Here is a 21099-nt window from a genome sequence, read left to right as displayed (position 1 = left end):
ACTCATGGACAAGGTCATCGTCATCACCGGCGCCAGCCGTGGCATCGGCGCCGCCACCGCGTGGCTGGCGGCGCAACAGGGTTACCGCATCTGCATCAACTATCACGCCGATGACCAGGCCGCCGAGGCGGTGCTGGCCCAGGTGCGCGCAGCGGGCGCCGAGGCTATCGCCGTGCGCGCCGATGCCAGCGTCGAGGATGAGGTGGCGCGGTTGTTCCAGCGTGTCGATCAGGAGCTGGGTCCGGTCACGGCGCTGGTCAACAATGCCGGAACCATCGGTCAGCAGAGTCGGCTCGAGGAGATGTCCGAGTTCCGCCTGTTGAAAGTGATGAAGACCAATGTGGTCGGCCCGATGCTGTGCGCCAAGCATGCCTTGCTGCGCATGGCGCGCCGCCATGGCGGGCAGGGCGGGGCGATCGTCAACGTCTCGTCTATCGCGGCGCGGCTGGGCTCGCCCAACGAGTATGTCGACTACGCCGCCTCCAAGGGCGCGCTGGATACCTTCACCATCGGCCTGGCCAAGGAAATGGCGGGCGAAGGGGTGCGGGTCAATGGCGTGCGTCCGGGCTACATCCATACCGGCTTCCACGCCCTGAGCGGCGACCCCGACCGCGTCACCAAGCTCGAGCCCGGCCTGCCCATGGGGCGCGGCGGTCGCCCGGAAGAAGTGGCCGAGGCGATCCTGTGGCTGCTTTCGGACAAGGCGTCCTATTCGACCGGCAGTTTCATCGACCTGGGCGGCGGGCGCTAGGCCCGCCCCGTTCAATCGCGCAGCAGGCCGGCGACACGCTCGGTCAGCTGCCGCAGGTTGAACGGCTTGGTCAGCAGGCTCATGCCTGGCGCCAGGTTGCCATCGCGCAAGGCGGCGGTCTCGTCGTAGCCGGTCACGAACAGTACCTTCAGGCCCGGGTAGCGTTGGCGCAGCGCGTCGGCCAGTTGTCGACCGTTGAGGCCTCCCGGCAGGCCGACATCACTGACCAGCAGGTCAGGCGATGCCTGCAGGCCCGCCAGGGCAAGCGGGCCGTTCTCGAACATCAGCACCCGGTGCCCCAGCCCCTCGAGCACCTCGCCGATGACCACGCGCATGGCCACTTCATCCTCGACCACCGCGATCGTTCGCGCCGCGACACGTTCATCCGCCGTCGGCTGGGATGACGTGACCGGCACGGCATTTGGCGCCGACTGTGCCTGGTGACGTGGCAGGAACAGTTGCACGCGGGTGCCCTGGCCAGGCGTGGACTCGATGTGCAGTTGGCCCCCGGACTGGCGTACGAAACCGAACACCATCGACAACCCCAGGCCGGTCCCCTGGCCGAGCGGCTTGGTGGTGAAGAACGGATCCATGGCTCGGGCCACCACCTGTGGCGCCATGCCGCAACCGTCATCAGCGACGCTCAGGCAGACGTAATGCCCGGCGTCCAGGTCCAACCGGTGGGCCTGTTCCTCGCTCAACTCGACATTGCTGGAGGCGATACGAATCTCACCGCCTTCGGGCATGGCATCGCGGGCATTGATGCACAGGTTGAGCAGCGCGCTTTCCAGCTGTGGCGGGTCGATGCGTACCTCCCACAGATGCGGGGTGCTCCGGCAGTCCAGCGCGATGTGCGGGCCGACAGTGCGAGCGACCAGCTCGCGCATGCCGGTGACCAGTGCGTCGACCGAAGTGGGCATGGGCTGCAAGGTCTGTTGCCGGGAGAACGCCAGCAACCGGTGCACCAGTGCCGCGGCCCGCTGCGCGGCATCCTGGGCGCTGCCCAGCAACGGTGCCAGGTTGCTGTAGCGTTTTGCGCGCAGGCGCTGGCTGGCCAGTTCCAGCGCGCCGAGCATGCCGCCCAGCAGGTTGTTGAAGTCATGGGCGACACCGCCGGTCAGCTGGCCGATGGCTTCCATCTTCTGGGCTTGGCGCAAGGCCTGCTCGGCCCTCTCCAGGCGCTGCTGCTCCGCTATCCGTTCACTGATGTCGTAGGCGAACAGGTAGGCACCGAACACCCCGCCCTGGTCATCCAGCAAGGGGGCGAAGCGCATTTCATAATGGCGCAGCGCCTGGTCCTGGCCGAACGCGGCGACCTCGATGAACGCATCGCCGGTCAGCGCCTTGCGCCAGAGCGCCAGTGAGCGTTGGCAGTCGCTCGTGTCGGCGGCGAACTCGTCCAGCAGCGATGCCCCGATCTCGGGCTCGAAGCCGAAGAGTCGCGTGAACTCGGCGCGGGTGGCCGTGTTGATGGCCAGCCAGCGCAGTTGCGCGTCGACGACCTGGACGCAGGCGACGCTGCCGTCGACCAGGTCGGCGAGCAGCTTGCGCTCGGCGACGGCCTCGGCGATGCGCTGCTCCAGCTGAGTATTGAGCGCCTGCAGCGCGGTTTCGGCACGCTTGCGCGCGGTCACGTCGCGAAAGATCACCGCCACCTGGTGGTTCTCGGCGGGCTCGACCCGGATGGCCGCCAGGCCAAGGCAGCGGTCGGTGGCGAACAGTTCGTGTTCGAAGTAGGTTGGCTCGCCCGTGCGCTCGACGTTGCCGAAGCGCTCCAGCCAGATATCGGCCTCGTCGGGGATGACTTCCCTTAACGTGCGGCCCACCACGTTGGTCAGGCCGGCATGACGGCAATAGGCCGGGTTGGCCATCAGGTGCAGGTAGTCGCTGAAGGGGCCGTCGGGGCCATCGATGAACTGGATGATGCAGAAACCCTCTTCCATGGTCTCGAACAGGAAGCGGTAGCGCTCGGCTTCCTGGATCCGCTCATGCAGTCGCTCAAGGTCCTGGGTCAGCCGCGCGCTCCGTTGCTGTTCTTCGCGCAGCGCCTGGCGCAGGGCGTGCAGCTCATCATGGGATCGGTTTTGCGGGTGCGGCTGCATCGATGTGGCTCCTTGCCTGTAAAGGGGGGGCGGCGGCTTCCAGCAACTGATCGACCTGCTCGATCAGCGCTTCGAGCGGGAAGGGCTTGGTCAGGATCCGGGCGCCTGCCGGCAGCGGGTTGTCGCTCAGGACAACGCTGGGATCGTAGCCGGTGATGAACAGGATCGGTACGGCCGGGCTGCGCGCTCTGAAGGCTCGCGCCACCTGATGTCCGTCGAGTCCGCCGGGCAGCCCGATGTCGGTGATCAGCAGGTCGAACTGAAAAGCACTGCCGAGCGCGGCGGGGCCGCTGGCATGGCTCTCGACCCGATGTCCCAGCTCTTCGAGCGCCTCGGTGATCACCAGGCGCATGGCCGGCTGGTCTTCAACCAGCAGGACCCGTCCGCCAGGTTTGCGCACTGGCTCCGGCGCCTTGGGCCAGGCGTCTTGCCGTGCTGGCGGAGTATCGTCGTGACAGGGTAGATAGAGGTGAACCGAAGTGCCCACGCCGGGGGCGGACTGGATATGCAACTGCCCGCCCGACTGGCGGATGAATCCGTAGACCATCGACAGCCCCAGACCGCTGTTGCGTCCCGGCGGCTTGGTGCTGAAGAACGGCTCGCAGGCCCGTGAGACCACCTCGGGTGGCATCCCCCCCCCGCAGTCCAGGACGCTGAGACGCAAGTACGTGCCGCTGGGGAGCGCAACGGCCCGGGCCGCTTCGTCGGTCAACCGCAGTGTCGTGCAGCTGATGTCGATGCGGCCGCCGCCTGGCATGGCATCGCGGGCATTGAGGCACAGGTTGAGCAGGGCGCTTTCCAGCTGCGGCGGATCGATGAAGGCTGTGCCCTGTTCCTGTGCGAAGTGCGCACGCACCTCGATGCTCGGACCGACGCTGCGGCTGATCAGCTCTGTCATGCCTTCGACCAGCGTGCTCAGTCGGGTGGCCCGTGGTTGCAGGGTCTGGCGGCGAGAAAACGCCAGCAGGCGTTGTACCAGGGTGGCGGCGCGCTGCGCCGAGTCGCAGGCGGCGTTGAGCAATGTCGGAACCTCGGCATGGCGGCCTTGTTCGAGGCGGCGGCGGATCAGCTTCTGGGCGCCGAGGATGCCAGCGAGCAGGTTGTTGAAGTCATGGGCGATGCCGCCGGTCAGCTGGCCCACGGCCTCCATTTTCTGCGCCTGGCGCAAGGCCTCTTCGGTCTGCAGCAGGCGCTGTTGCTCCTCGACCTGATGGCTGATGTCGTAGATGAACAGATAGGCACCGCTCACTTCACCCGCCGTGTCACGCAGCGGGGTGAAACGCAGTTCGAAGTGGCGCGTGGCATCGCCGCGCCCATACTCGATCACTTCGGTGAAGCTTTCGCCGTCCAGCGCCCGGCGCCATGAGGCCACCGACCTGGCGCATTCCTCGGGGAATCCGTCCATGCACTCGAGCAAGCTGTCACCGGCTTGCACGCGACGCCCGAACAAGTACTCGAAGTCCTTGACCGCACGCGCGTTCAACGCGAGAAAGCGCAGTGACCGGTCCATGACCTGGACGCGGGCGACACAGTGCTCCACCAGCTCGGCGAGCAGGGCGCGTTCGGCCAGGGTCGCGTTCACCCGCCGCTCGAGCTGCTCGTTGAGCTGTCGCAGGGCAAGTTCGGCGCGCCGCCGCTCGGTGACGTCGGTGAACAGCACCGCCACCTGTCGACGCTCGGCCGTTCCGATGCGGAACGTGGTGACCAAGAGCACCCGTCCCGTTGCCACCAGTTCCTGCTCGAAATGCAGGGGCTGGCCGGTTCGCAGGACCTCGCCATAGCGCGCGAGCCAATTGCTCGTTTCCTCCGGGGCGATCTGGCGCAGTGTCTGTCCGACCACATCGGGTATTCCGGCATACCGTGCATAAGCCGGATTCGCCACGACATGCACGTAGTCACTGAGCGGGCCATGGGGGCCGTCGAAGAACTCGATGACACAGAACCCTTCGTCCATGGTGTCGAAGAGGCAGCGCAACAGGTGCGGATCATCCTGTTCAGGCGCGCTCAGCCTTGCCTCCAGCAGGGCGTTGCGTTGGCGCAGGTGTTCGACTTCCTGGCGCAGGGACTGCAATTCACGAGAGGGCATGCGGGCATCCGTTGCAAGGGAGAAAAGCAGTGATCGTCTGTTATCGCCGTGCGGGGTCATCAGGCCCGCGTGTCGCGTCGGCCAGGCTCAGCAGCTGCTCGACCTGGGCGGACAACAGCGCCAGTTCGAAGGGTTTGTGCAACAGTGCAGTGTGCTGCGCAGAGCGCAAGGCGTGGCTGTCGATGGCTCCGTCGTAGCCTGTGATGAACAGAATGGGCAGTTGTTCGTCTAGGGCGCGATAGGCGTTGGCGACCTGATAGCCATCGACGTCGCCCGGCAATCCGATGTCGATGATCAGCAATCCTGGCTGCGTGCCCTTGCCAAGTGCGCGCAGCGCGGCATGGCCGCTGTCGAATGCCTGGACCTCGAAGCCTTGCTCCTCGAGCACATCGCGGATCACCAGGCGCAGTGTCGGTTGGTCCTCCACGAGCAGCAGGGGGGCGCGCAGGCGATGGGGTTTCGGGCTATCGGGCGTGACCACGGCAACCGGTGGCGACGAAGGACTTTGCGGATCTCGGGGCAGATACAGGTGAATCCGGGTGCCGTGACCTGGTTGGCTGTCAATGAGCAGCTGGCCCGCCGACTGCCGTACGAAGCCGTAGGCCATGGACAGGCCCAGGCCCGTGCCTTGCCCCAGAGGCTTGGTGGTGAAGAACGGCTCGATGGCGCGCGCAGTGACCTCTTCAGGCATGCCGCAGCCGGTGTCGTCGACCTGGATGTGCAGGTATTGCCCGGGGGGCAGTTGAAGCTCGGCGGCCTGGGCGGCGTCGAGGGTGCAATTGTTGCAGCCGATGCGCAAGGTGCCGCCCCGTGTCATGGAGTCCCGGGCATTGATGCACAGGTTGAGCAGGGTGCTCTCGAGCTGGGGCGGGTCCACCCGGATGAGCCATTGACCGGCGAGGGTCGCGTCGACGAAGGCGATGTGCGAATCGATGGAGCTCTGGATCAGCTCGTGCATGCTGGCAACCAGGTGATGCACGTCCACGGGCTGGGGCAGCAGTGTCTGCTGACGGGCGAAGGCCAGCAGGCGCTGAATCAGCGAGGCCGCGCGCGAGGCATTCTGCCGGACGATGCCGAGCATGTGCCGGCTGTCCTGCTGACGCCCCTGGACCAGCCGTTTGTCCGCCAGCTCCAGCGCGCCGAGAATGCCGCCCAGCAGGTTGTTGAAGTCGTGGGCAATGCCGCCGGTCAGCTGGCCGATGGCTTCCATCTTCTGCGACTGACGCAAGGCTTCCTCGGTCTGGCGCAGGCGCTCCTGCTCCTTGACCCGCTCGGTGATGTCGTAGGCGAACAGGTAGCCACCCTGAAGCCGACCATCGCTATCGAGCAGCGGGTTGTAGCGCATATCGTAGTGGCGTGGCGCGTCACGCGGGCCCAGGGTCACCGTTTCGACGAGCGCCTCGCCTGCCAGCATCCTTGGCCACACGGGTTCCAGCTTGGCCATGATCTCCGGCTGCCGGTCGAGGATGTGCGGGACGTAGTCGCCGATCTTGGGCGTGAAGCTGTGCAGGCGCTCGAAGGTCTCGCGCGCCGTTCGGTTGATGGCCACCAGGCGCATGTTGCTGTCCGCGGCGAACACATTGGCGAGGCTGTGGTCGACCAGTTCGCCGAGCAGCTTGTTGTTCAACTCGGTTTCGCCCACGCGCTTGTTTGCGCGTTCGAGCAGCAGGTTGCGGGCCTGCTCGCTGGCCGGGACTCCGGTGAACAGCACGGCCACGCGCCGGTCGTTGGCAGGGCCGAGGCGGTGGGCCGAGAGGGTGAGCAGGCGGTCGGTGACCTTCAGCCGTTGTTCGAAATGGCTCGGGCGCCCCGTACGCACGACCTCGGCAAAGCGCGAGACCCAGGCATCGGCCTCTTCCGGGATGAGCTCGCGAACCGTCTGCCCCATCTGCTTGCCATGCGCGGTGTGCTGTAGGCAGGCGTCGTTGCTGAGCAGGTAGCGGTAGTCGCTCAGTGGCCCGCCAGGGCCATCGAGCATCTCCAACACGCAGAAACCTTCGGCCATGTGGCTGCGCAAGAGCTGGAAACAGTCCAGCTCCAGGTCGCGTCTGGCCAGCCGGGCTTCGAGTTCGTCGATACGCGCCTGCAGTTGTTCGGATGAGGGTGTGCTGGACATAGGCTGGATCCAATCGGCCGGTCGCGAAACTATAACCGCGCCGTGGATTGCCCGCCATGCCGTCGCTAGAACGAGCGCACAATTCGCCCCAGTGTTTCCATGGCCTGTTCCGCGCCATCGCCCCATGGGCTGCCGTAGTTCAGGCGAATGCAGTTGCCAAAGCGCCGGGTCGGCGAAAAGATCGGTCCGGGCGCGATGCTGATGCCCTGGGCCAGGGCCATGTGGAACAGCTTCAGCGCGTCCATCTGTTCGGGCAGCTCCAGCCACAGGAAATAGCCGCCGTCCGGCCGGCTGACGCGGGTCTGTGCCGGGAAGTGGCGGGCGATGGCGGCGAGCATGTTGGCCTGCTGACCTTCGAGCGCATAGCGCAGTTTGCGCAGATGGCGGTCATAACCCCCGTGCTGCAGATAGTCGGCGATCGCGGCCTGGGCAGGCATCGAGGCGCACAGCGAGGTCATCAGTTTGAGCCGTTCGATCTTCTGCGCGAAGCGCCCGGCGGCGACCCAGCCGATGCGATAACCCGGAGCCAGGCTCTTGGCGAAGGAGCCGCAATGCATCACCAGGCCTTCGGTATCGAACGCCTTGGCCGGTTTTGGGGCTTGCTGCGAGTAGTACAGTTCGGCATAGACGTCGTCTTCGATCAACGGCACCTGGTGACGGCGCAGCAGTTCGACCAGCGCCTGCTTCTTCGCTTCCGGCATGCTGGCGCCCACCGGGTTCTGGAAGTTGGTCATGCACCAGACGGCCTTGACCGGATGTTTCTCCAGGGTCTGGGCGAGCACGCCCAGGTCCATGCCCTCGCGTGGATGTACCGGAATCTCCACGGCCTTGAGCTTGAGGCGCTCGAGCACCTGCAGGCAGGCATAGAAGGCGGGGGCCTCGATGGCCACCAGGTCGCCTGGCTGGGTGACGGCCTGCAGGCACAGGTTCAGCGCTTCCAGCGCACCGTTGGTGATCAGCAGTTCCTCCATCGGCAGCATCAGCCCGGCAACCATGTAGCGCAGGGCGATCTGCCGGCGCAGTTGCGGGTTGCCCGGCGACAGGTCAGTGACCACCATGCGCGGGTCCATGGCCCGGCTGGCGCTGGCCAGGGAGCGGGCCAGGCGCTGCAGGGGGAACAGGGTGGGGCTGGGGAAGGCCGAGCCGAACGGCACGGTGTGCGGATCCTTGATCGAGTCGAGGATCGAGAACACCAGCCCGCTCACGTCCACGTCGGTGGACTCGGTGGCCGGTGCCTGCGCCTGTGGTTCGCTGAACGGGCGTGGGGCGTGGGCATTGACGAAATAGCCCGAGCGCGGCCGGGCTCGGATCAGGCCTCGGCGTTCCAGCAGGTAATAGGCCTGGAACACCGTGGACGGGCTGACCCCGTGGGTCTGGCTGGCATAGCGTACCGAAGGCACGCGCTGGCCGGGGCCAAGCACCCCGGAGCGGATCAGTTCGGCAATGTCGTCGGCGAATCGTTCGTAGCGTTTCATTATGGCTTTGGCAGGCAAGGTGAAGGTCAGTGTAAGGGATCAGCGATTCATCGGCGCGACGAAACGGCTGCGCGCGGTGCCGCGTACGCCTGGCTGGTCGCTGTCCTGGATCTCGAAGGTCAGTTCCTGGGAACTGCTGGCCGGGCGGTCGGCGAGCATCGCCACCGAGACCGGCAGCTCGCTCATCTCGCCGGCGGCGAGGGTGAAGTCGGTGCGCCCGTGCAGCTCGAAACCGTCGGCGTCCACCAGGCGCAGGCGATAGTGCTGGGGTTCCTGGGTCTTGTTGATGATCTTGAGCAGGTAGATGTTCTCGATCTGGCCCAGGGCATTCTCGCGGAACAGGCCACGGTCCTTGATCACGTCCATCGACACCATCGGGCGCATCTGCAGGGCGACCACCAGGGCGCCGATCATCACCACCAGGGCGGCGGCGTAGCCCAGCAGGCGGGGGCGCAGCCAGTGGGTCCTGCCGCCTTGCAGGTTGTGCTCGGACTTGTAGCCGATCAGGCCGCGGGCGTAGTTCATCTTGTCCATCACCCCGTCACAGGCGTCGATGCACGCGGCGCAGCCGATGCAGGCCATCTGCAGGCCGTCGCGAATGTCGATGCCGGTCGGGCACACCTGCACGCACAGGGTGCAGTCGATGCAGTCGCCCAGGCCCTGGCTGCGCGGGTCGCTGCCTTTCTTGCGCGGGCCGCGCGCCTCACCGCGGCTGGGGTCGTAGGCCACCGCCAGGGTGTCCTTGTCGAACATCACGCTCTGGAACCGTGCGTAGGGGCACATGTGCATGCACACCGCTTCGCGCAGCCAGCCGGCGTTGAGGTAGGTGGCGGCGGTGAAGAACAGGATCCAGAACAGTGCCACGCCGCCCAACTCGAAGCTGAACAGCTCGGCGGCCAGCGGACGGATCGGGGTGAAGTAGCCGACGAAGGTCAGCCCGGTGAGCAGGCCGATGGCCAGCCACAGGCCATGCTTGAAGCCGCGCCGGGCGATCTTCTCCACGCCCCAGGGGGCGGCGGCCAGCTTGATGCGTTGGTTGCGATCGCCCTCGGCGATCTTTTCGCACCACATGAACAGCCAGGTCCAGGTGCTCTGCGGGCAGCTGTAGCCGCACCAGACGCGGCCGGCGAACACGGTGATGGCGAACAGGCCGAAGGCGCAGATGATCAGCAGCGCCGACAGCAGGATGAAGTCCTGGGGCCAGAAGGTCGCGCCGAAGATGTGGAACTTGCTGTCGGCCAGGTCCCAGAGCACGGCCTGGCGGCCGTTCCACTGCAACCAGGCCGTGCCGAAGAACAGCGCGAACAGCAAGCCGGCGAAGGCGATGCGCAGGTTGCGGTAGAAACCGGTGAAGCTGCGCGTATGAATGCCGCCATCCGCATGGCTTTTGCTCTTTTGCGGGGCGGCAGGGGCAATCTCGATGACTCGGAAGGGGATTCTATCGCTCATGGTTCATCGCTCATCAGGCCTCTATCAGGCCCAGGCACTATGGCGGTGGATCTGTTTGCAGCACAGACTCAGCTATGGCGATAAAAACCGTATCAGATTTCTCCTGCCGCAATGAAAGGCCTTGATTCACGGAGGTTGTAGCGGTGGCCTGCAGGCACGTGCGGCCATACACCGCACCCGCTCGGCGGATCGCTGGCACTGTTCGCCAGGTACCGCGGTCGACTCCATAGAAGCCGGAGGGCCTGCTGGAGATACGAGATGGACGCACTGTGGAGTTCGATCGTTGCGGTGATACAGGCCGAGTTCGCCGATGTCACCGATGAACGTGAGGTGATTCGGATCCTGCTGCGCCTGCTGATGGCTGCGGTGCTGGGTGCGGTGCTGGGGTTCGAGCGCGAGAGCAAGGGCAAGTCGGCTGGTGTGCGCACACACATGCTGGTCTCCATGGGCGCGGCGTTGTTCGTGCTGGCGCCGAGCATGGCCGGTGCCGATGAGCAGGCGCTGAGCCGGGTGATCCAGGGCATCGTCGCCGGCATCGGCTTCTTGGGTGCCGGGACCATCCTCAAGGGCCATGGCCAGGACACTCACCATGTGAAGGGCCTGACCACCGCGGCAGGATTATGGATGACTGCCGCCATCGGCACCGCCGCCGGCATGGGGCGAGAAGCCACGGCGTTGATCAGCACCGTGCTGGCATTGCTGGTGCTGGCGAGCATGCCGCTGGTGGTGGAGAAGGTGGAAGGCGAAAACGGGGAGGGTGGAAAGCACTGAGGGGAGCCGAAGCTCCCCTCAAAGCGATGTTGCCTGCTCTTTATTGTTATTGGAGACGGGCCTGTTGTTGTTTTTGTCGACCGTTGTCCCTGCACTGCGGGGCCCCCAACCGGGGCCAAGAGCAAACGTATTTTTTTGAGCGCTGACCTGCGTTCATCCAACGTGATCCAACCGTGACCGCCGCTACCTTGCAGGTAGTTTTATTGTTCTGTGTCAGGTTGCGGGTTACCCCTGGAAAGCACGTCGACTCCAAAAAAATCTGCTTGCTACGTCTCTGCCGTATTGTTCTTGTTATGTCAGAGCCGTTCTCTGTTGTTTTTATTGGGTATCGCGTTTTTTGTTCTTGTTATGCCAGAGATATAGCAGGTGGCGTGCCAACTTTTTAAATCGCTTTAAAATCAATGACTTAACTGTTTTAGAGGAAAAATTGGCACATGAAATTCTGTCGAATTGTTTCCCTGTTACCCGATTTTTTTCTGGGAAGCGTGTAGGCGGTAACACTCCACCCACACCTTTGTGACAGCCGTATGACTCAGTGCGCGCTGCGTGCCCGCGCCACCCGTGACCCGGTAACACGTCCCAGCACTTCGCTGATCCGCAGGCCTGCGGCGATCAACCGGTCCAGGTCGATGCCGGTGTCGATACCCAGGCCCTGCATCAGGTACACCACGTCCTCGCTGGCGACATTGCCGGTGGCGCCTTTGGCGTAGGGGCAGCCGCCGAGGCCCGCCACCGAACTGTCGAACACGGCGATGCCTTCCAGCAGGCTGGCATAGACGTTGGCCAGGGCCTGGCCATAGGTGTCGTGGAAATGTCCGGCCAACCGCTCGCGCGGTACCTGGGCCGAGACCACCTCGAACAGGCGGCGGGTATCGCCGGCGGTGCCGGTGCCGATGGTGTCGCCCAGGGACACCTCGTAGCAGCCCATCTCGTGCAGGGCGCGGGCCACTGGGGCGACCTGCTCGGCGCCGATTCGGCCCTCGTAGGGGCAGCCGAGCACGCAGGACACATAACCGCGCACCCGCACGCCATGGTTGCGAGCGGCTTCCATGATCGGTTCGAAGCGGGCGAGACTGTCGCTGATCGAACAGTTGATGTTGCGTTGGGAGAAGGATTCGGAGGCCGCGGCGAATACCGCGACCTCCTTCACGCCTGCCGCCAGGGCATCCTCGAAACCGCGCAGGTTGGGCGCCAGCGCCGCGTAGGTGACACCCTCGCGCTGGCGGATGCCGGCGAACACTTCGCTGGAACCGGCCATCTGCGGTACCCATTTGGGCGAGACGAAGCTGCCGACTTCTATATAGGCGAGGCCCGCCTCGGTGAGGTCGTCCACCAATCGCACCTTGTCGGCGACGCTGATGGGCTGGGCTTCGTTCTGCAGGCCGTCGCGAGGGCCGACTTCGACCAGGCGAACGTTCTCGGGCAATGACATGGTGGAGTTCCTGTGGCGGATCAACGGTTGTTGTGCGACGGGTTCAGGGTGGCGGCCAGGGCCTGCTCGCAGCGTTCCTGGGCGGTGTCCAGCTCCAGGTGCATCTGCTGGATGTCGAGCATCTGCTGTTCGAGCTGGGCGCGACGTTCGGCGATCTTGGCCAGCATGCTGGTGAGCTGTTTCTGGTTGCCGCCGGAGGGGTCGTAGAGCTCGATCAGCTCGCGGCACTCGGCCAGCGAGAAACCAATGCGCTTGCCCCGCAGGATCAGCTTGAGGGTGACCTTGTCGCGGGCCGAGTAGATGCGTTCCAGACCGCGGCGTTCGGGGCTGAGCAGGCCCTGCTCCTCATAGAAGCGGATGGCCCGGGTGGTGATGTCCAGCTCGCGGGACAGGTCGGAAATGCTATAGGTCTGGCTGCTCATGCTAGGGCTCGGGGGAGGTGATGCAGGTAACCTAATGCCCGCTTGACGTATACGTCAAGCGGGGTATGCGAACGACTCCTCATGGGATCTTGTTCAACCGGCCTGCACCGATTTCCGGTACCCGTTGGGTGTCTGCCCGGTGAGCCTCTTGAAGAACCGTGCAAAGTAGGTCGGATCAGTGAATCCCAGGCTATCGGACAACTGCCCGATGCTCATGCGTGTGTACGCCAGGTTGCGTCGCGCTTCCAGCAGCACTCGCTGATGGATGAGCTGCAGTGCGGTCTGCCCCGTCAGCGTGCGGCACAACTGGTTGAGCTGCACGCTGGTGATGGCCATCCGGCGGGCGAAAACGTCCACGCCCAAGTGTTCCCGGTAGTGCGCTTCGATCAGGCGCAGGAAGCGACCGAGCGACTGCTGGTCGCGCTCGTCCCGGCTGCGCGGCTGCAGGGCTTGCTGCTGGCGGCTGAGCCAGACCATCAGTGCGGTGACCAGCGCCTGCAGCATGGCTGCGCGGGCCGGTGCGTTGCCCTGGTATTCCTGCTGGAGGGTATCGATCAGGCGGTGCAGGCGCGACCGATCCTTGCCCAGCGGATAGCAGCGTGGCGCCGCCAGCATGTGCAACGCCACACCCAGGCGCTGCTCCAGCTCGCTCAGCAGGGCGGTGCCGAAGGTCAGCACATGCCCCTGGATATCGGCACTGAAATGAAAGCCATGCACGGTCAGCGGTGGCACCACCTGGATCGCGGCTTCGCGGATGACGCTGTGCCGTCCTTCGATCTCCACCCGCGCTTCACCCCGCTGCACATAGAGCAGCTGGAACAGCTCGGCATGCTGGTGCGGTTTGATTTCCCAGTGGTGCAGACGGCTGCGCGCGGGGATCGACTCGCAGTGCAGCAGGTCGGTGTCCGGCCAGGCGCGGTTCTCGCCGTAAAGCTGGAAAAGCGGGATGCCGGGGAGAGGGCTATGCATGGGGCGTGGCCTGTCCGTTAATCGAACATATTTTTCAAAAGTGCAGCTTTGCCATCGGATATCGCACTTTTTGTCAGGTTGATGCCATTAAAAATACAGGTGAAAACCCTAACAGCAGATGCCCGCCACTGCCAGGCGGGCACGCTCATCATGAGACAACAACAATGAAAACTCAGGTTGCAATCATCGGCGCCGGTCCTTCCGGCTTGTTGCTGGGCCAGTTGCTGCACCGGGCGGGCATCGACACGCTGATCGTCGAACGCCAGAGTGCCGAATACGTGCTGGGGCGGATTCGCGCCGGCGTGCTCGAACAGGGCACGGTCGACTTGCTGCGCGAGGCTGGCGTGGCCGAGCGCATGGACCGCGAAGGGCTGGTGCACGAGGGCGTCGAGTTGCTGGTCAACGGTCGCCTCCAGCGCCTGGATCTCAAGGCGCTGACCGGCGGCAAGACCGTGATGGTCTACGGCCAGACCGAAGTCACCCGTGACCTGATGCAGGCGCGTGAGCAGAGCGGGGCGCCGATCATCTATTCGGCGAGCAATGTGCAGCCCCATGGCATCGACGGCGAACGGCCCTACCTGACGTTCGACCAGGAGGGTCGCCAGCATCGTGTCGACTGCGACTACATCGCCGGTTGCGACGGCTTCCACGGGGTGGCGCGCCAGAGCATCCCGGCCGGCGCGCTGAAACTCTACGAGCGAACCTATCCGTTCGGCTGGCTGGGCCTGCTGGCCGATACCCCGCCGGTCAGCCATGAGCTGATCTATGCCCAGCACGAGCGCGGCTTCGTCCTGTGCAGCCAGCGCTCGCGCACGCGCAGTCGCTACTACCTGCAGGTGCCCCTGGACGAGCGGGTGGAGGACTGGCCGGATGCGCGCTTCTGGCACGAACTCAAGGCCCGCTTGCCCGAGGAGGTGGCCGCGCAGGTGGTCACCGGGCCGGCGCTGGAGAAGAGCATCGCGCCGCTGCGCAGCCAGGTGGTCGAACCCATGCAGCATGGCCGGCTGTTCCTGGTGGGCGATGCCGCGCATATCGTCCCGCCCACCGGGGCCAAGGGCTTGAATCTGGCGGCCTCGGACGTCAACTACCTGTACCGGATACTGGTCAAGGTGTATCGCGAGGGGCGCACCGAACTGTTGGCCCGCTACTCGCCCCTGGCCCTGCGTCGTGTCTGGAAGGGCGAGCGCTTCAGCTGGTTCATGACCCGCTTGCTGCACGACTTCGGCGAGCACCAGGATGCCTGGGATCGCAAGATGCAGGAGGCCGACCGCGAGTACTACCTCGGGTCGCCCGCGGGGTTGGCCAATATCGCCGAGAACTATGTGGGGCTGCCGTTCGAGGCCGTGGAATAGGGGCGGGCCGCTTCGCGACCCATCGCGGCATGCCGCGCGTTCGATTCTATTTCTCCAGCAGGCTGACCATCTCTCGATACCCGCGCTGACGCGCATGCGCCAGCGCGGTCACTCCGTCCTTGTCGGCAATCGACCGGTCCGCCCCGGCCGCCAGCAGCCGACGCACGATTTCCACATGCCGTGGGCCACCATCGCCGAGAATCACCGCCTCGAGCAGCGCGGTCCAGTGCAGGCGGTTGAGATGGTCGACATCCACGCCGGCATCGATGAGCAGTTGCACGGTCTGCACATGCCCGCGCTCGGCAGCCGGGATCAGTGCGGTGCCACCGTAGCGGTTGGTGCTGCCGAGGTCGGCGCCATGGGCGAGGGTCAGGCGCAGGATGTCGTTCAGGCCCCGCGCCCCGGCATACAGATAGGGACTGTCGTTGATGCTGTCCTTGGCGTTGACGTCGGCGCCGGCGTCGATCAGCACCTTGGCTGCATCCACTTGGTTGGCATGGGTCGCCACCAGCAGTGCGGTCTGGCCCTGGTCGTTGCGCGCATCCACCTGGGCGCCCTGGTCGAGCAGTTGACGGATGGCAGGCGCATCGCCCCGGCGGGCGGCCTCGAGCAGGTCAGCGTTCATGGCGGGGGTCTCGGCTTTGGCGGCAAGGCAGGTGAACAGGGTCAGCAGCAAGGCGGTGAAGGACAGGCGCATGGGCAGGGTTCCTGATATGGCGTGGTTCGATGCTAGGCAACCTGTGGTTGTAGCAGAAGTGAATTATCTGGATGAAACCCAGTGCGTTTGCGAATGTTGCCGGGTGTTCGGGCCCATGGTAGAAGTCAGGCTCGTCATTCATAAGTTGAATACCAGGATGTCTACCAGCGTGAAATCGAATAGGACACTGTTCGACCTTGACCTGTTGCGGGCCATCGTCGTGGTGGCCGACTGCGGCAGCTTCACCACCGCCGCCGCGCGCCTGCACTCGACGCAGTCCACCATCAGCCAGAAGGTCCGGCGCCTCGAAGAGATGGTCGGCCATCGCCTGCTGGTGCGCGGCAACCGCGACGTGCTGCCTACCGACGCCGGGCAGACCCTGCTGGGTTATGCCCGGCACATGCTGGCGCTCAACGACCAGATGCTCGAGGCCCTGGCAGGTGCCATGGTGGGCGTCACCGTGCGCCTGGGCGTGCCGGAGGACTTCGTCGGGGGGCGCACCACCAATGCCTTGTCCGCGTTCAGCCGGCGCCATCCCCAGGTCAAGCTGGAGGTCACCAGCGGGCTGTGCCGTGACCTCAGCCAGGCCTACGACAATGGCGAGCTTGACCTGGTGCTGCTCAAGCAGCGGCGCAACAGCCGCGAAGGCGTGGCCTGCTGGCCGGAGCGGCTGCAATGGATCGACAGTGCGCGGATGCCGGCCTTCGAGCTCGACCCCGTGCCGCTGGTGACCTTCCCGCCGCGGGGGCTGTACCGCGACGACATGATCAGCGCGATCGAAGGCATGGGCCGGCGCTGGCGGATCAGTTTCACCAGTTCGAGCCTGAGCGGCATCCAGGCGGCGGTGGCCGATGGCATGGGCATCAGCCTGCTGCCGCCCCGGGCGGCGAGCGGCGAACATCGAGTGCTCGGCGCCGGGCAGGGGCTGCCGGAGGTGGACAGCTACGAGATCGTCATCGTGCACCGGCCCACGGCGGATGTGATGGTCAAGGCCCTGGCCGAAGTGCTGACCGAGCTGCTGGCGATGCAGGCGATCTGAAACGCGACGGCCTCACTCCCCGCAACAGTGTGGCTTGCCGGCGGCACCTTCATAGCGATCGTGGTGACGTACCCAGTCCATCGTGCCTTCCTCGTTGCGCCCCAGCGGAGCGAGGTCGAGGAAGTTGTAGGTATTGACCAGGATGTCCAACCCCCGGGCGTAGGTGGAGTAGGTGTGATAGAGCGTGCCATCGGCTTCCCGGTAGAACGCGCTGAGGCCGGGCAATTCGTTCTCGTTTCCGGCATAGGGCTCGTAGTTGTAGCGGGCGCTGCCATCGGTGGCGACGCTGACCCCGAAATCCTGGTTGAAGCTGCTCCCGTGTGACGAAAACCAGGGAAAGCGCCAGCCCATGCGCTGGCGAAACGCCTGGAACTCGGCGTAGGGCGCCCGCGACACCGCGACCAGGCTCACGTCGTGGTGCGCCAGGTGCAGGTTGGCGCCGTCGAAGTGATCGGCCAGGAACGAGCAGCCCGGGCAACCCTCGTTCCAGCCTTCGGCAAACATGAAGTGATAGACCAGCAATTGGCTGCGTCCATCGAACAGCTCGGCCAGGGTCAGTTCGCCGTTCGGTCCGTGGAAGCGGTAATCCTGCTCGACCCGCACCCAGGGCAGGGCGCGGCGGGCGGCGGCCAGCTCATCGCGCTGGTGGGTGAAGGCCTTCTCGTGCAGCCACAACTGCTCGCGGGCGGCGAGCCACTGGCTGCGTGAAACCACGGCGTGCTTGTGTTCGGCATTGCTCATGGCGGCGACTCCAGGGGGGTGGATTCATCGACTGGTCGAATGACGCCCCGGCGTTTCGACAGCAAGCACTCCTTGGCCGACAGACGGTGGAAACCGAGTGGGGCTGCTTCGCACCTTCGATGGCAGGATCACATGCCCTCGATCAAGTCCCACAGGCGCGGATCGTCGTAATGCTCGATCACCAGCCGCGCCCCGGCTGCCTGCAGCCGCTCCGGCGTCTGCGTGGTCGCCAGCCCCACGGTGAAGATCCCGGCGTCCACCGCCGCCTTGACGCCCGGCAGCGAATCTTCGAAGGCCAGCGCCTGCCCGGCGCTGGCACCCAGGCGCTGCAGGCCGGTGAGGTAGGGCAGCGGGTCGGGCTTGGGGCGCTCCAGCTCGTCGGCGACCAGCACATGCTCGAAGCGCTCGCCCAGGCCCATGGCCGAGAGCATGTGCTCGGCGTTCAGGCGCGGCGCATTGGTCACCACGCACATGCCGATGGCGTGGCGTTCGGCGTAGGCCAGCAGGCGGAGCAGGCCAGGCAGGGGCGACAGGGTCGGGGACAGCTCGCGGAACAGCGCCTCCTTGCGTTCTGCCAGGGCCTGGCGCCGGGCCGCGTCGGCCTCGGGAAACAGGTCGGCGAACAGCAGTCCGTTGGAACGACCACTGACCTGCGTGTCGAACTGCTCCTGGGTCAGTTCACGGCCATCGTGGTCGTGCAGCAGCGTGCGAAAGGCCTGCAGGTGCAGGGTGTCGGTGTCAGTGAGAGTCCCATCGAGGTCGAACAGCAGGGCGGTCAGCATCGGGCATCCTGGAGTCATCGGAGCGGAACGCTGGATTTTTCCATCAGGGAAGGCGTTTGCACAATCGGAGTTTCCCATCGTTCACCAAACAGAACGCTGTGAGGCGTCTGATCGACCTAGCGTGGAGGGTGTCGTCAGCTACTGTTAACCCCTGCGGCCTGAAAACCCTCGAACGAATGACAAAAGGCCATCTCGGATGACTAGCCGCCACGCGAACAGATACCTGCTTCTCCCTCTCTTGGGCATTGGCCTGGCGCTGGCCTCGCCCGCGCAGGCCGACAATGCCCTGGGGCAGCAGGACAACATCTTCACCGGCGTTAATGAGCGACAAGCCGTCGAGCTGCGTATCCCACCGGGCTTGATCGAGGGGGCGCGCCTGGATGCCCTGGTCAGGAACTATTACTTCCAGCGCGACAACCATTCCGATCTGGTGAGTCGCGATCCCACCGAATGGGCTCAGGGTTTTCTCTTTTCGTTCAGGTCCGGGTTTACCGATACGCCGCTCGGGGTGGGCGTGGACGCGCATGCCTTTCTCGGGCTCAAGCTCGATGGCGGCGGTGGCAGTGGCGGCGCCGGCCTGCTCCCGCTGGACGCTGCGCTCAGGCCGGAGGACGAATTTGCCAGCGCGGGCGCGGCGCTCAAGTTCAGGTACCTCGATACGCTGGTCAAAGCCGGCGACCAGCTGGTTGAAAACCCCATCCTCGCCAGCGGGACGAGCCGCCTCTTTCCGCAGGCGTATCGTGGCGTCACCCTGAAGAACCAGAGCGTCGCGAACCTGTGGCTGGATGCGGGCTTCGTGGAGAGCACCCGCCTGCGCAACCAGAGCGGCCACTCCCACCTGGTCACCGCCTACGGCGCGCGTGATCATGCCGGCGTGGCCGCGGACCGCGAAAGCCCCCATATCGGTTGGCTGGGTGCTGTCTACGGCCGTCCGCAAGGGCTGCAGCTGACGGTCTACGGCGGCCAGCTCGAGGACATGTGGAACCAGTACTATCTGGGGGTCTCCGAGGTCGTGCAGGTCAGCGAGGCGCTGGTGCTCAAACCCTACCTGCACTACTACAAGACCCGGGACCAGGGGCGCAGCCAGCTGGGCGACATCGACAACGACACCTACAGCGCCGGCATCAGCGCCACGGCCCATGGCCAGACCCTGACCCTCGGGCTGCAGAAGGTCGACGGCAGGACGCCTTTCGACTACATCACGCAGAACGACCGGATCTTTCTCTACCTCAGCAACTCCCAGCAGTTCGCCGACTTCAACGGCCCCGGCGAAAAGTCCTGGCGCCTGCAGTACGAGACGAACCTGGCCCCGCTGGGGATGCCTTCGTTGCAGTTCACCGCCGGTTACACGCGGGGCGAGGCGGACCTGACCCGTGTCGATCCCGGCAGCATCGGCTATGGCTACATCTACAACCCCGATGGCAAGCACGCCAAGCACTGGGAACGCGATCTGGCCGTCAAGTACCAGGTGCCTGCCGGGCCGGCGAAGGACCTGTCGATGACCCTGCGCTGGGCGACTCATCGCGAGGGCGATGGCTATACCGCGCCAGGCAATACCCGGGGCAACTCAAGCGCGGACGAGTACCGCTTGATCGTCGACTATCCACTCAGCCTGTTCTGACCGTCGAGGCGTCGCGACGAAGGGGGCTGTTCAGTGTGCGTCGAAAAGAGTACAAATGTGCTCCATGGACACTTTATCTCCCAAGCGCCGCGCCATTCTCGACTTCATTCGCGAGCGCATCACCGATCAGGGCCAGCCACCGTCGCTGGCCGACATCGCCGAGGGCTTCGGTTTCGCGTCGCGCAGCGTGGCGCGCAAGCACATCACCGCACTGTGTCAGGCCGGCTTCATCGACGTCACGCCCAACCAGGCGCGCGGTATCCGCCTGGCCGAGCCGTTGCGCCGGCCGGAGATCCTCGAAGTACCGGTGCTCGGCCAGGTTGCCGCCGGCGCCCCGATCGGCCCCGACCTGGATATCCACGAGCAGCTGCTGCTCGACCCCAGCCTGTTCCGGCGCACGCCCGACTACCTGCTCAAGGTGCGTGGCGACTCGATGATCGACGACGGCATCTTCGACGGCGACCTGGTCGGCATCCGTCAACAGGGCGAGGCCCGTGATGGCCAGATCGTGGTCGCCCGGCTCGATGGCGAGGTCACCATCAAGCGCCTGCAGCGTACCGCTGGCGGTTATCGACTGTTACCGCGCAACCCTGCCTATGCCCCCATCGACGTGAGCCCCGAGCGCGAATTCTTCATCGAAGGCGTGTTCTGCGGCCTGCTGAGGCGTGACTGATGGGCGCGGTGATCGAACTCGATCGCTTGCTCGACCAGCGCCAGGTGTGGCGTGGGCGGCAGGTACAGGCACGTCCGTCGGGGCTGCAGCCCAGCGGCCATGCCGCGCTCGACGCATGCTTGCCGGATGGCGGCTGGCCGGCGGCGGCGCTGAGCGAGCTGCTGCTGGCCAGCCCGGGCTGTGGCGAACTGCAATTGCTCTGGCCCACCCTGGCCCGGCTGACCGGGCAGGGCGAACGGGTGCTGCTGGTGGCGCCGCCGTTCATTCCCTATGCGCCGGCCTGGCAGGCAGCGGGGGTTGATCTGCGCTGGCTGGTGCAGGTCGACGCCGAGGCGAAGGATGCCCTGTGGGCCGCCGAGCAGTGCCTGCGTTCGGGCAGTTGTTCGGCGGTGTTGTGTTGGCCGGAGCGCGCCGATGACCGCGCCTTGCGGCGCCTGCAGGTGGCCGCGGAAACCGGCGACGCCCTGGCGTTCGCCTGCCGCCCGCAGCAGGCCGCGCTGAATCCGTCGCCCGCCGCGCTGCGTATCGCCATCGACAGCCGCCCGGCGCAATGGCGGGTACTCAAGTGCCGTGGCGGCCTGCCGCCCGTCATGCCCATTGTCTGCCCCGGGCGGGGGTGAT

Annotated in this window: 18 protein-coding genes; 7 read left to right on the top strand and 11 right to left on the bottom strand. The window is 65.5% G+C overall.

Annotated features, from left to right (window positions below):
• The first annotated feature begins 4 nt into the window (after window positions 1-4).
• Window positions 5-751 carry an SDR family oxidoreductase gene (locus N7422_RS16525; RefSeq protein ID WP_279807527.1) on the top strand — a complete coding sequence of 249 codons (747 nt, stop codon included), beginning with the start codon at window positions 5-7 and terminating at the stop codon, window positions 749-751.
• Window positions 752-762: 11 nt separating this feature from the next.
• On the opposite strand, the gene N7422_RS16520 is transcribed toward N7422_RS16525, so the two are convergent.
• The 5 genes from N7422_RS16520 to ccoG all read right to left on the bottom strand — a co-directional run bounded on the left by N7422_RS16520 (window position 763) and on the right by ccoG (window position 9979).
• Window positions 763-2853, bottom strand: coding sequence for an ATP-binding protein (locus tag N7422_RS16520; RefSeq protein ID WP_279807526.1), 2091 nt, complete (start codon window positions 2851-2853; stop codon window positions 763-765).
• On the bottom strand, window positions 2822-4939 hold the full coding sequence (locus tag N7422_RS16515) for a PAS domain-containing protein (RefSeq protein ID WP_279807525.1): 2118 nt from the start codon (window positions 4937-4939) through the stop codon (window positions 2822-2824). Before N7422_RS16515 ends, N7422_RS16520 begins: the two co-directional genes overlap by 32 nt.
• A 40-nt stretch (window positions 4940-4979) precedes the next feature.
• Window positions 4980-7055, bottom strand: coding sequence for a PAS domain-containing sensor histidine kinase (locus N7422_RS16510; protein ID WP_279807524.1), 2076 nt, complete (start codon window positions 7053-7055; stop codon window positions 4980-4982).
• A gap of 65 nt (window positions 7056-7120) precedes the next feature.
• On the bottom strand, window positions 7121-8530 hold the full coding sequence (mapR, locus tag N7422_RS16505) for a GntR family transcriptional regulator MpaR (RefSeq protein WP_279807523.1): 1410 nt from the start codon (window positions 8528-8530) through the stop codon (window positions 7121-7123).
• 39 nt (window positions 8531-8569) lie between these two features.
• Window positions 8570-9979 carry a cytochrome c oxidase accessory protein CcoG gene (ccoG, locus tag N7422_RS16500; RefSeq protein WP_279807522.1) on the bottom strand — a complete coding sequence of 470 codons (1410 nt, stop codon included), beginning with the start codon at window positions 9977-9979 and terminating at the stop codon, window positions 8570-8572.
• Window positions 9980-10237: 258 nt separating this feature from the next.
• On the opposite strand from ccoG, the gene N7422_RS16495 reads away from it, so the two are divergent.
• Window positions 10238-10750 carry an MgtC/SapB family protein gene (locus tag N7422_RS16495; RefSeq protein ID WP_279807521.1) on the top strand — a complete coding sequence of 171 codons (513 nt, stop codon included), beginning with the start codon at window positions 10238-10240 and terminating at the stop codon, window positions 10748-10750.
• A 532-nt stretch (window positions 10751-11282) separates the two neighbouring features.
• Here the strand turns inward: N7422_RS16495 and N7422_RS16490 are convergent.
• The 3 genes from N7422_RS16490 to N7422_RS16480 all read right to left on the bottom strand — a co-directional run bounded on the left by N7422_RS16490 (window position 11283) and on the right by N7422_RS16480 (window position 13573).
• Entirely contained in the window at window positions 11283-12182 is a 900-nt protein-coding gene (locus N7422_RS16490; RefSeq protein ID WP_279807520.1) for a hydroxymethylglutaryl-CoA lyase, read from the bottom strand.
• A 20-nt stretch (window positions 12183-12202) separates the two neighbouring features.
• Window positions 12203-12604, bottom strand: a complete 402-nt coding sequence (locus N7422_RS16485; RefSeq protein WP_279807519.1) for a MerR family DNA-binding transcriptional regulator — start codon at window positions 12602-12604, stop codon at window positions 12203-12205.
• A gap of 93 nt (window positions 12605-12697) precedes the next feature.
• A complete protein-coding gene (locus N7422_RS16480) occupies window positions 12698-13573 on the bottom strand; it encodes a helix-turn-helix domain-containing protein (protein ID WP_279807518.1) in 876 nt (291 codons plus the stop codon).
• Window positions 13574-13737: 164 nt separating this feature from the next.
• On the opposite strand from N7422_RS16480, the gene pobA reads away from it, so the two are divergent.
• Window positions 13738-14925, top strand: a complete 1188-nt coding sequence (pobA, locus tag N7422_RS16475) for a 4-hydroxybenzoate 3-monooxygenase (protein WP_279807517.1) — start codon at window positions 13738-13740, stop codon at window positions 14923-14925.
• Window positions 14926-14971: 46 nt separating this feature from the next.
• On the opposite strand, the gene N7422_RS16470 is transcribed toward pobA, so the two are convergent.
• Complete coding sequence (locus N7422_RS16470) at window positions 14972-15622, bottom strand: ankyrin repeat domain-containing protein (RefSeq protein WP_279807516.1); 651 nt, start codon at window positions 15620-15622, stop codon at window positions 14972-14974.
• Window positions 15623-15779: 157 nt separating this feature from the next.
• Between N7422_RS16470 and N7422_RS16465 the strand changes: the two genes are divergently transcribed.
• The gene (locus N7422_RS16465; RefSeq protein ID WP_279807515.1) at window positions 15780-16661 is read left to right on the top strand and encodes a LysR substrate-binding domain-containing protein; all 882 of its coding nucleotides are present in this window, start codon (window positions 15780-15782) and stop codon (window positions 16659-16661) included.
• A 12-nt stretch (window positions 16662-16673) separates the two neighbouring features.
• Here the strand turns inward: N7422_RS16465 and N7422_RS16460 are convergent, their stop codons facing one another.
• Window positions 16674-17402 (bottom strand): thioredoxin family protein, encoded by a 729-nt coding sequence (locus N7422_RS16460; RefSeq protein WP_279807514.1) that lies wholly within the window; start codon window positions 17400-17402, stop codon window positions 16674-16676.
• Between the two features lie 128 nt (window positions 17403-17530).
• Window positions 17531-18184, bottom strand: coding sequence for an HAD-IA family hydrolase (locus tag N7422_RS16455; RefSeq protein ID WP_279807513.1), 654 nt, complete (start codon window positions 18182-18184; stop codon window positions 17531-17533).
• A 196-nt stretch (window positions 18185-18380) separates the two neighbouring features.
• Here N7422_RS16455 and N7422_RS16450 point away from each other — a divergent pair, with 196 nt between their 5' ends.
• The 3 genes from N7422_RS16450 to imuA are packed head-to-tail and all read left to right on the top strand — an operon-like array spanning window position 18381 to window position 21098.
• Window positions 18381-19805 (top strand): OprD family outer membrane porin, encoded by a 1425-nt coding sequence (locus tag N7422_RS16450; protein ID WP_279807512.1) that lies wholly within the window; start codon window positions 18381-18383, stop codon window positions 19803-19805.
• Between the two features lie 55 nt (window positions 19806-19860).
• Window positions 19861-20478 (top strand): transcriptional repressor LexA, encoded by a 618-nt coding sequence (lexA, locus tag N7422_RS16445; protein ID WP_279807511.1) that lies wholly within the window; start codon window positions 19861-19863, stop codon window positions 20476-20478.
• Window positions 20478-21098: a translesion DNA synthesis-associated protein ImuA gene (imuA, locus tag N7422_RS16440; RefSeq protein WP_279807510.1), complete on the top strand. Its 621-nt coding sequence runs from the start codon at window positions 20478-20480 to the stop codon at window positions 21096-21098. The genes lexA and imuA overlap by 1 nt, the downstream gene beginning before the upstream one ends.
• Window position 21099: the final 1 nt, after the last annotated feature.

The sequence above is a fragment of the Pseudomonas sp. GD04091 genome (assembly GCF_029836165.1).
Taxonomy (GTDB): domain Bacteria; phylum Pseudomonadota; class Gammaproteobacteria; order Pseudomonadales; family Pseudomonadaceae; genus Aquipseudomonas.
This window is presented reverse-complemented; position numbering and strand designations above follow the sequence as displayed.

Excerpts from the sequence above, each read along its gene's own strand:
- N7422_RS16495 (WP_279807521.1), top strand. The coding sequence starts at position 10,238 with ATGGACGCACTGTGGAGTTCGATCGTTGCGGTGATACAGGCCGAGTTC.
- N7422_RS16480 (WP_279807518.1), bottom strand. The coding sequence starts at position 13,573 with ATGCATAGCCCTCTCCCCGGCATCCCGCTTTTCCAGCTTTACGGCGAG.
- N7422_RS16490 (WP_279807520.1), bottom strand. The coding sequence starts at position 12,182 with ATGTCATTGCCCGAGAACGTTCGCCTGGTCGAAGTCGGCCCTCGCGAC.
- N7422_RS16520 (WP_279807526.1), bottom strand. The coding sequence starts at position 2,853 with ATGCAGCCGCACCCGCAAAACCGATCCCATGATGAGCTGCACGCCCTG.
- N7422_RS16525 (WP_279807527.1), top strand. The coding sequence starts at position 5 with ATGGACAAGGTCATCGTCATCACCGGCGCCAGCCGTGGCATCGGCGCC.
- N7422_RS16485 (WP_279807519.1), bottom strand. The coding sequence starts at position 12,604 with ATGAGCAGCCAGACCTATAGCATTTCCGACCTGTCCCGCGAGCTGGAC.
- N7422_RS16510 (WP_279807524.1), bottom strand. The coding sequence starts at position 7,055 with ATGTCCAGCACACCCTCATCCGAACAACTGCAGGCGCGTATCGACGAA.
- imuA (WP_279807510.1), top strand. The coding sequence starts at position 20,478 with ATGGGCGCGGTGATCGAACTCGATCGCTTGCTCGACCAGCGCCAGGTG.
- N7422_RS16465 (WP_279807515.1), top strand. The coding sequence starts at position 15,780 with ATGTCTACCAGCGTGAAATCGAATAGGACACTGTTCGACCTTGACCTG.
- N7422_RS16450 (WP_279807512.1), top strand. The coding sequence starts at position 18,381 with ATGACTAGCCGCCACGCGAACAGATACCTGCTTCTCCCTCTCTTGGGC.
- pobA (WP_279807517.1), top strand. The coding sequence starts at position 13,738 with ATGAAAACTCAGGTTGCAATCATCGGCGCCGGTCCTTCCGGCTTGTTG.
- N7422_RS16455 (WP_279807513.1), bottom strand. The coding sequence starts at position 18,184 with ATGCTGACCGCCCTGCTGTTCGACCTCGATGGGACTCTCACTGACACC.
- ccoG (WP_279807522.1), bottom strand. The coding sequence starts at position 9,979 with ATGAGCGATAGAATCCCCTTCCGAGTCATCGAGATTGCCCCTGCCGCC.
- N7422_RS16515 (WP_279807525.1), bottom strand. The coding sequence starts at position 4,939 with ATGCCCTCTCGTGAATTGCAGTCCCTGCGCCAGGAAGTCGAACACCTG.
- mapR (WP_279807523.1), bottom strand. The coding sequence starts at position 8,530 with ATGAAACGCTACGAACGATTCGCCGACGACATTGCCGAACTGATCCGC.
- lexA (WP_279807511.1), top strand. The coding sequence starts at position 19,861 with ATGTGCTCCATGGACACTTTATCTCCCAAGCGCCGCGCCATTCTCGAC.
- N7422_RS16470 (WP_279807516.1), bottom strand. The coding sequence starts at position 15,622 with ATGCGCCTGTCCTTCACCGCCTTGCTGCTGACCCTGTTCACCTGCCTT.
- N7422_RS16460 (WP_279807514.1), bottom strand. The coding sequence starts at position 17,402 with ATGAGCAATGCCGAACACAAGCACGCCGTGGTTTCACGCAGCCAGTGG.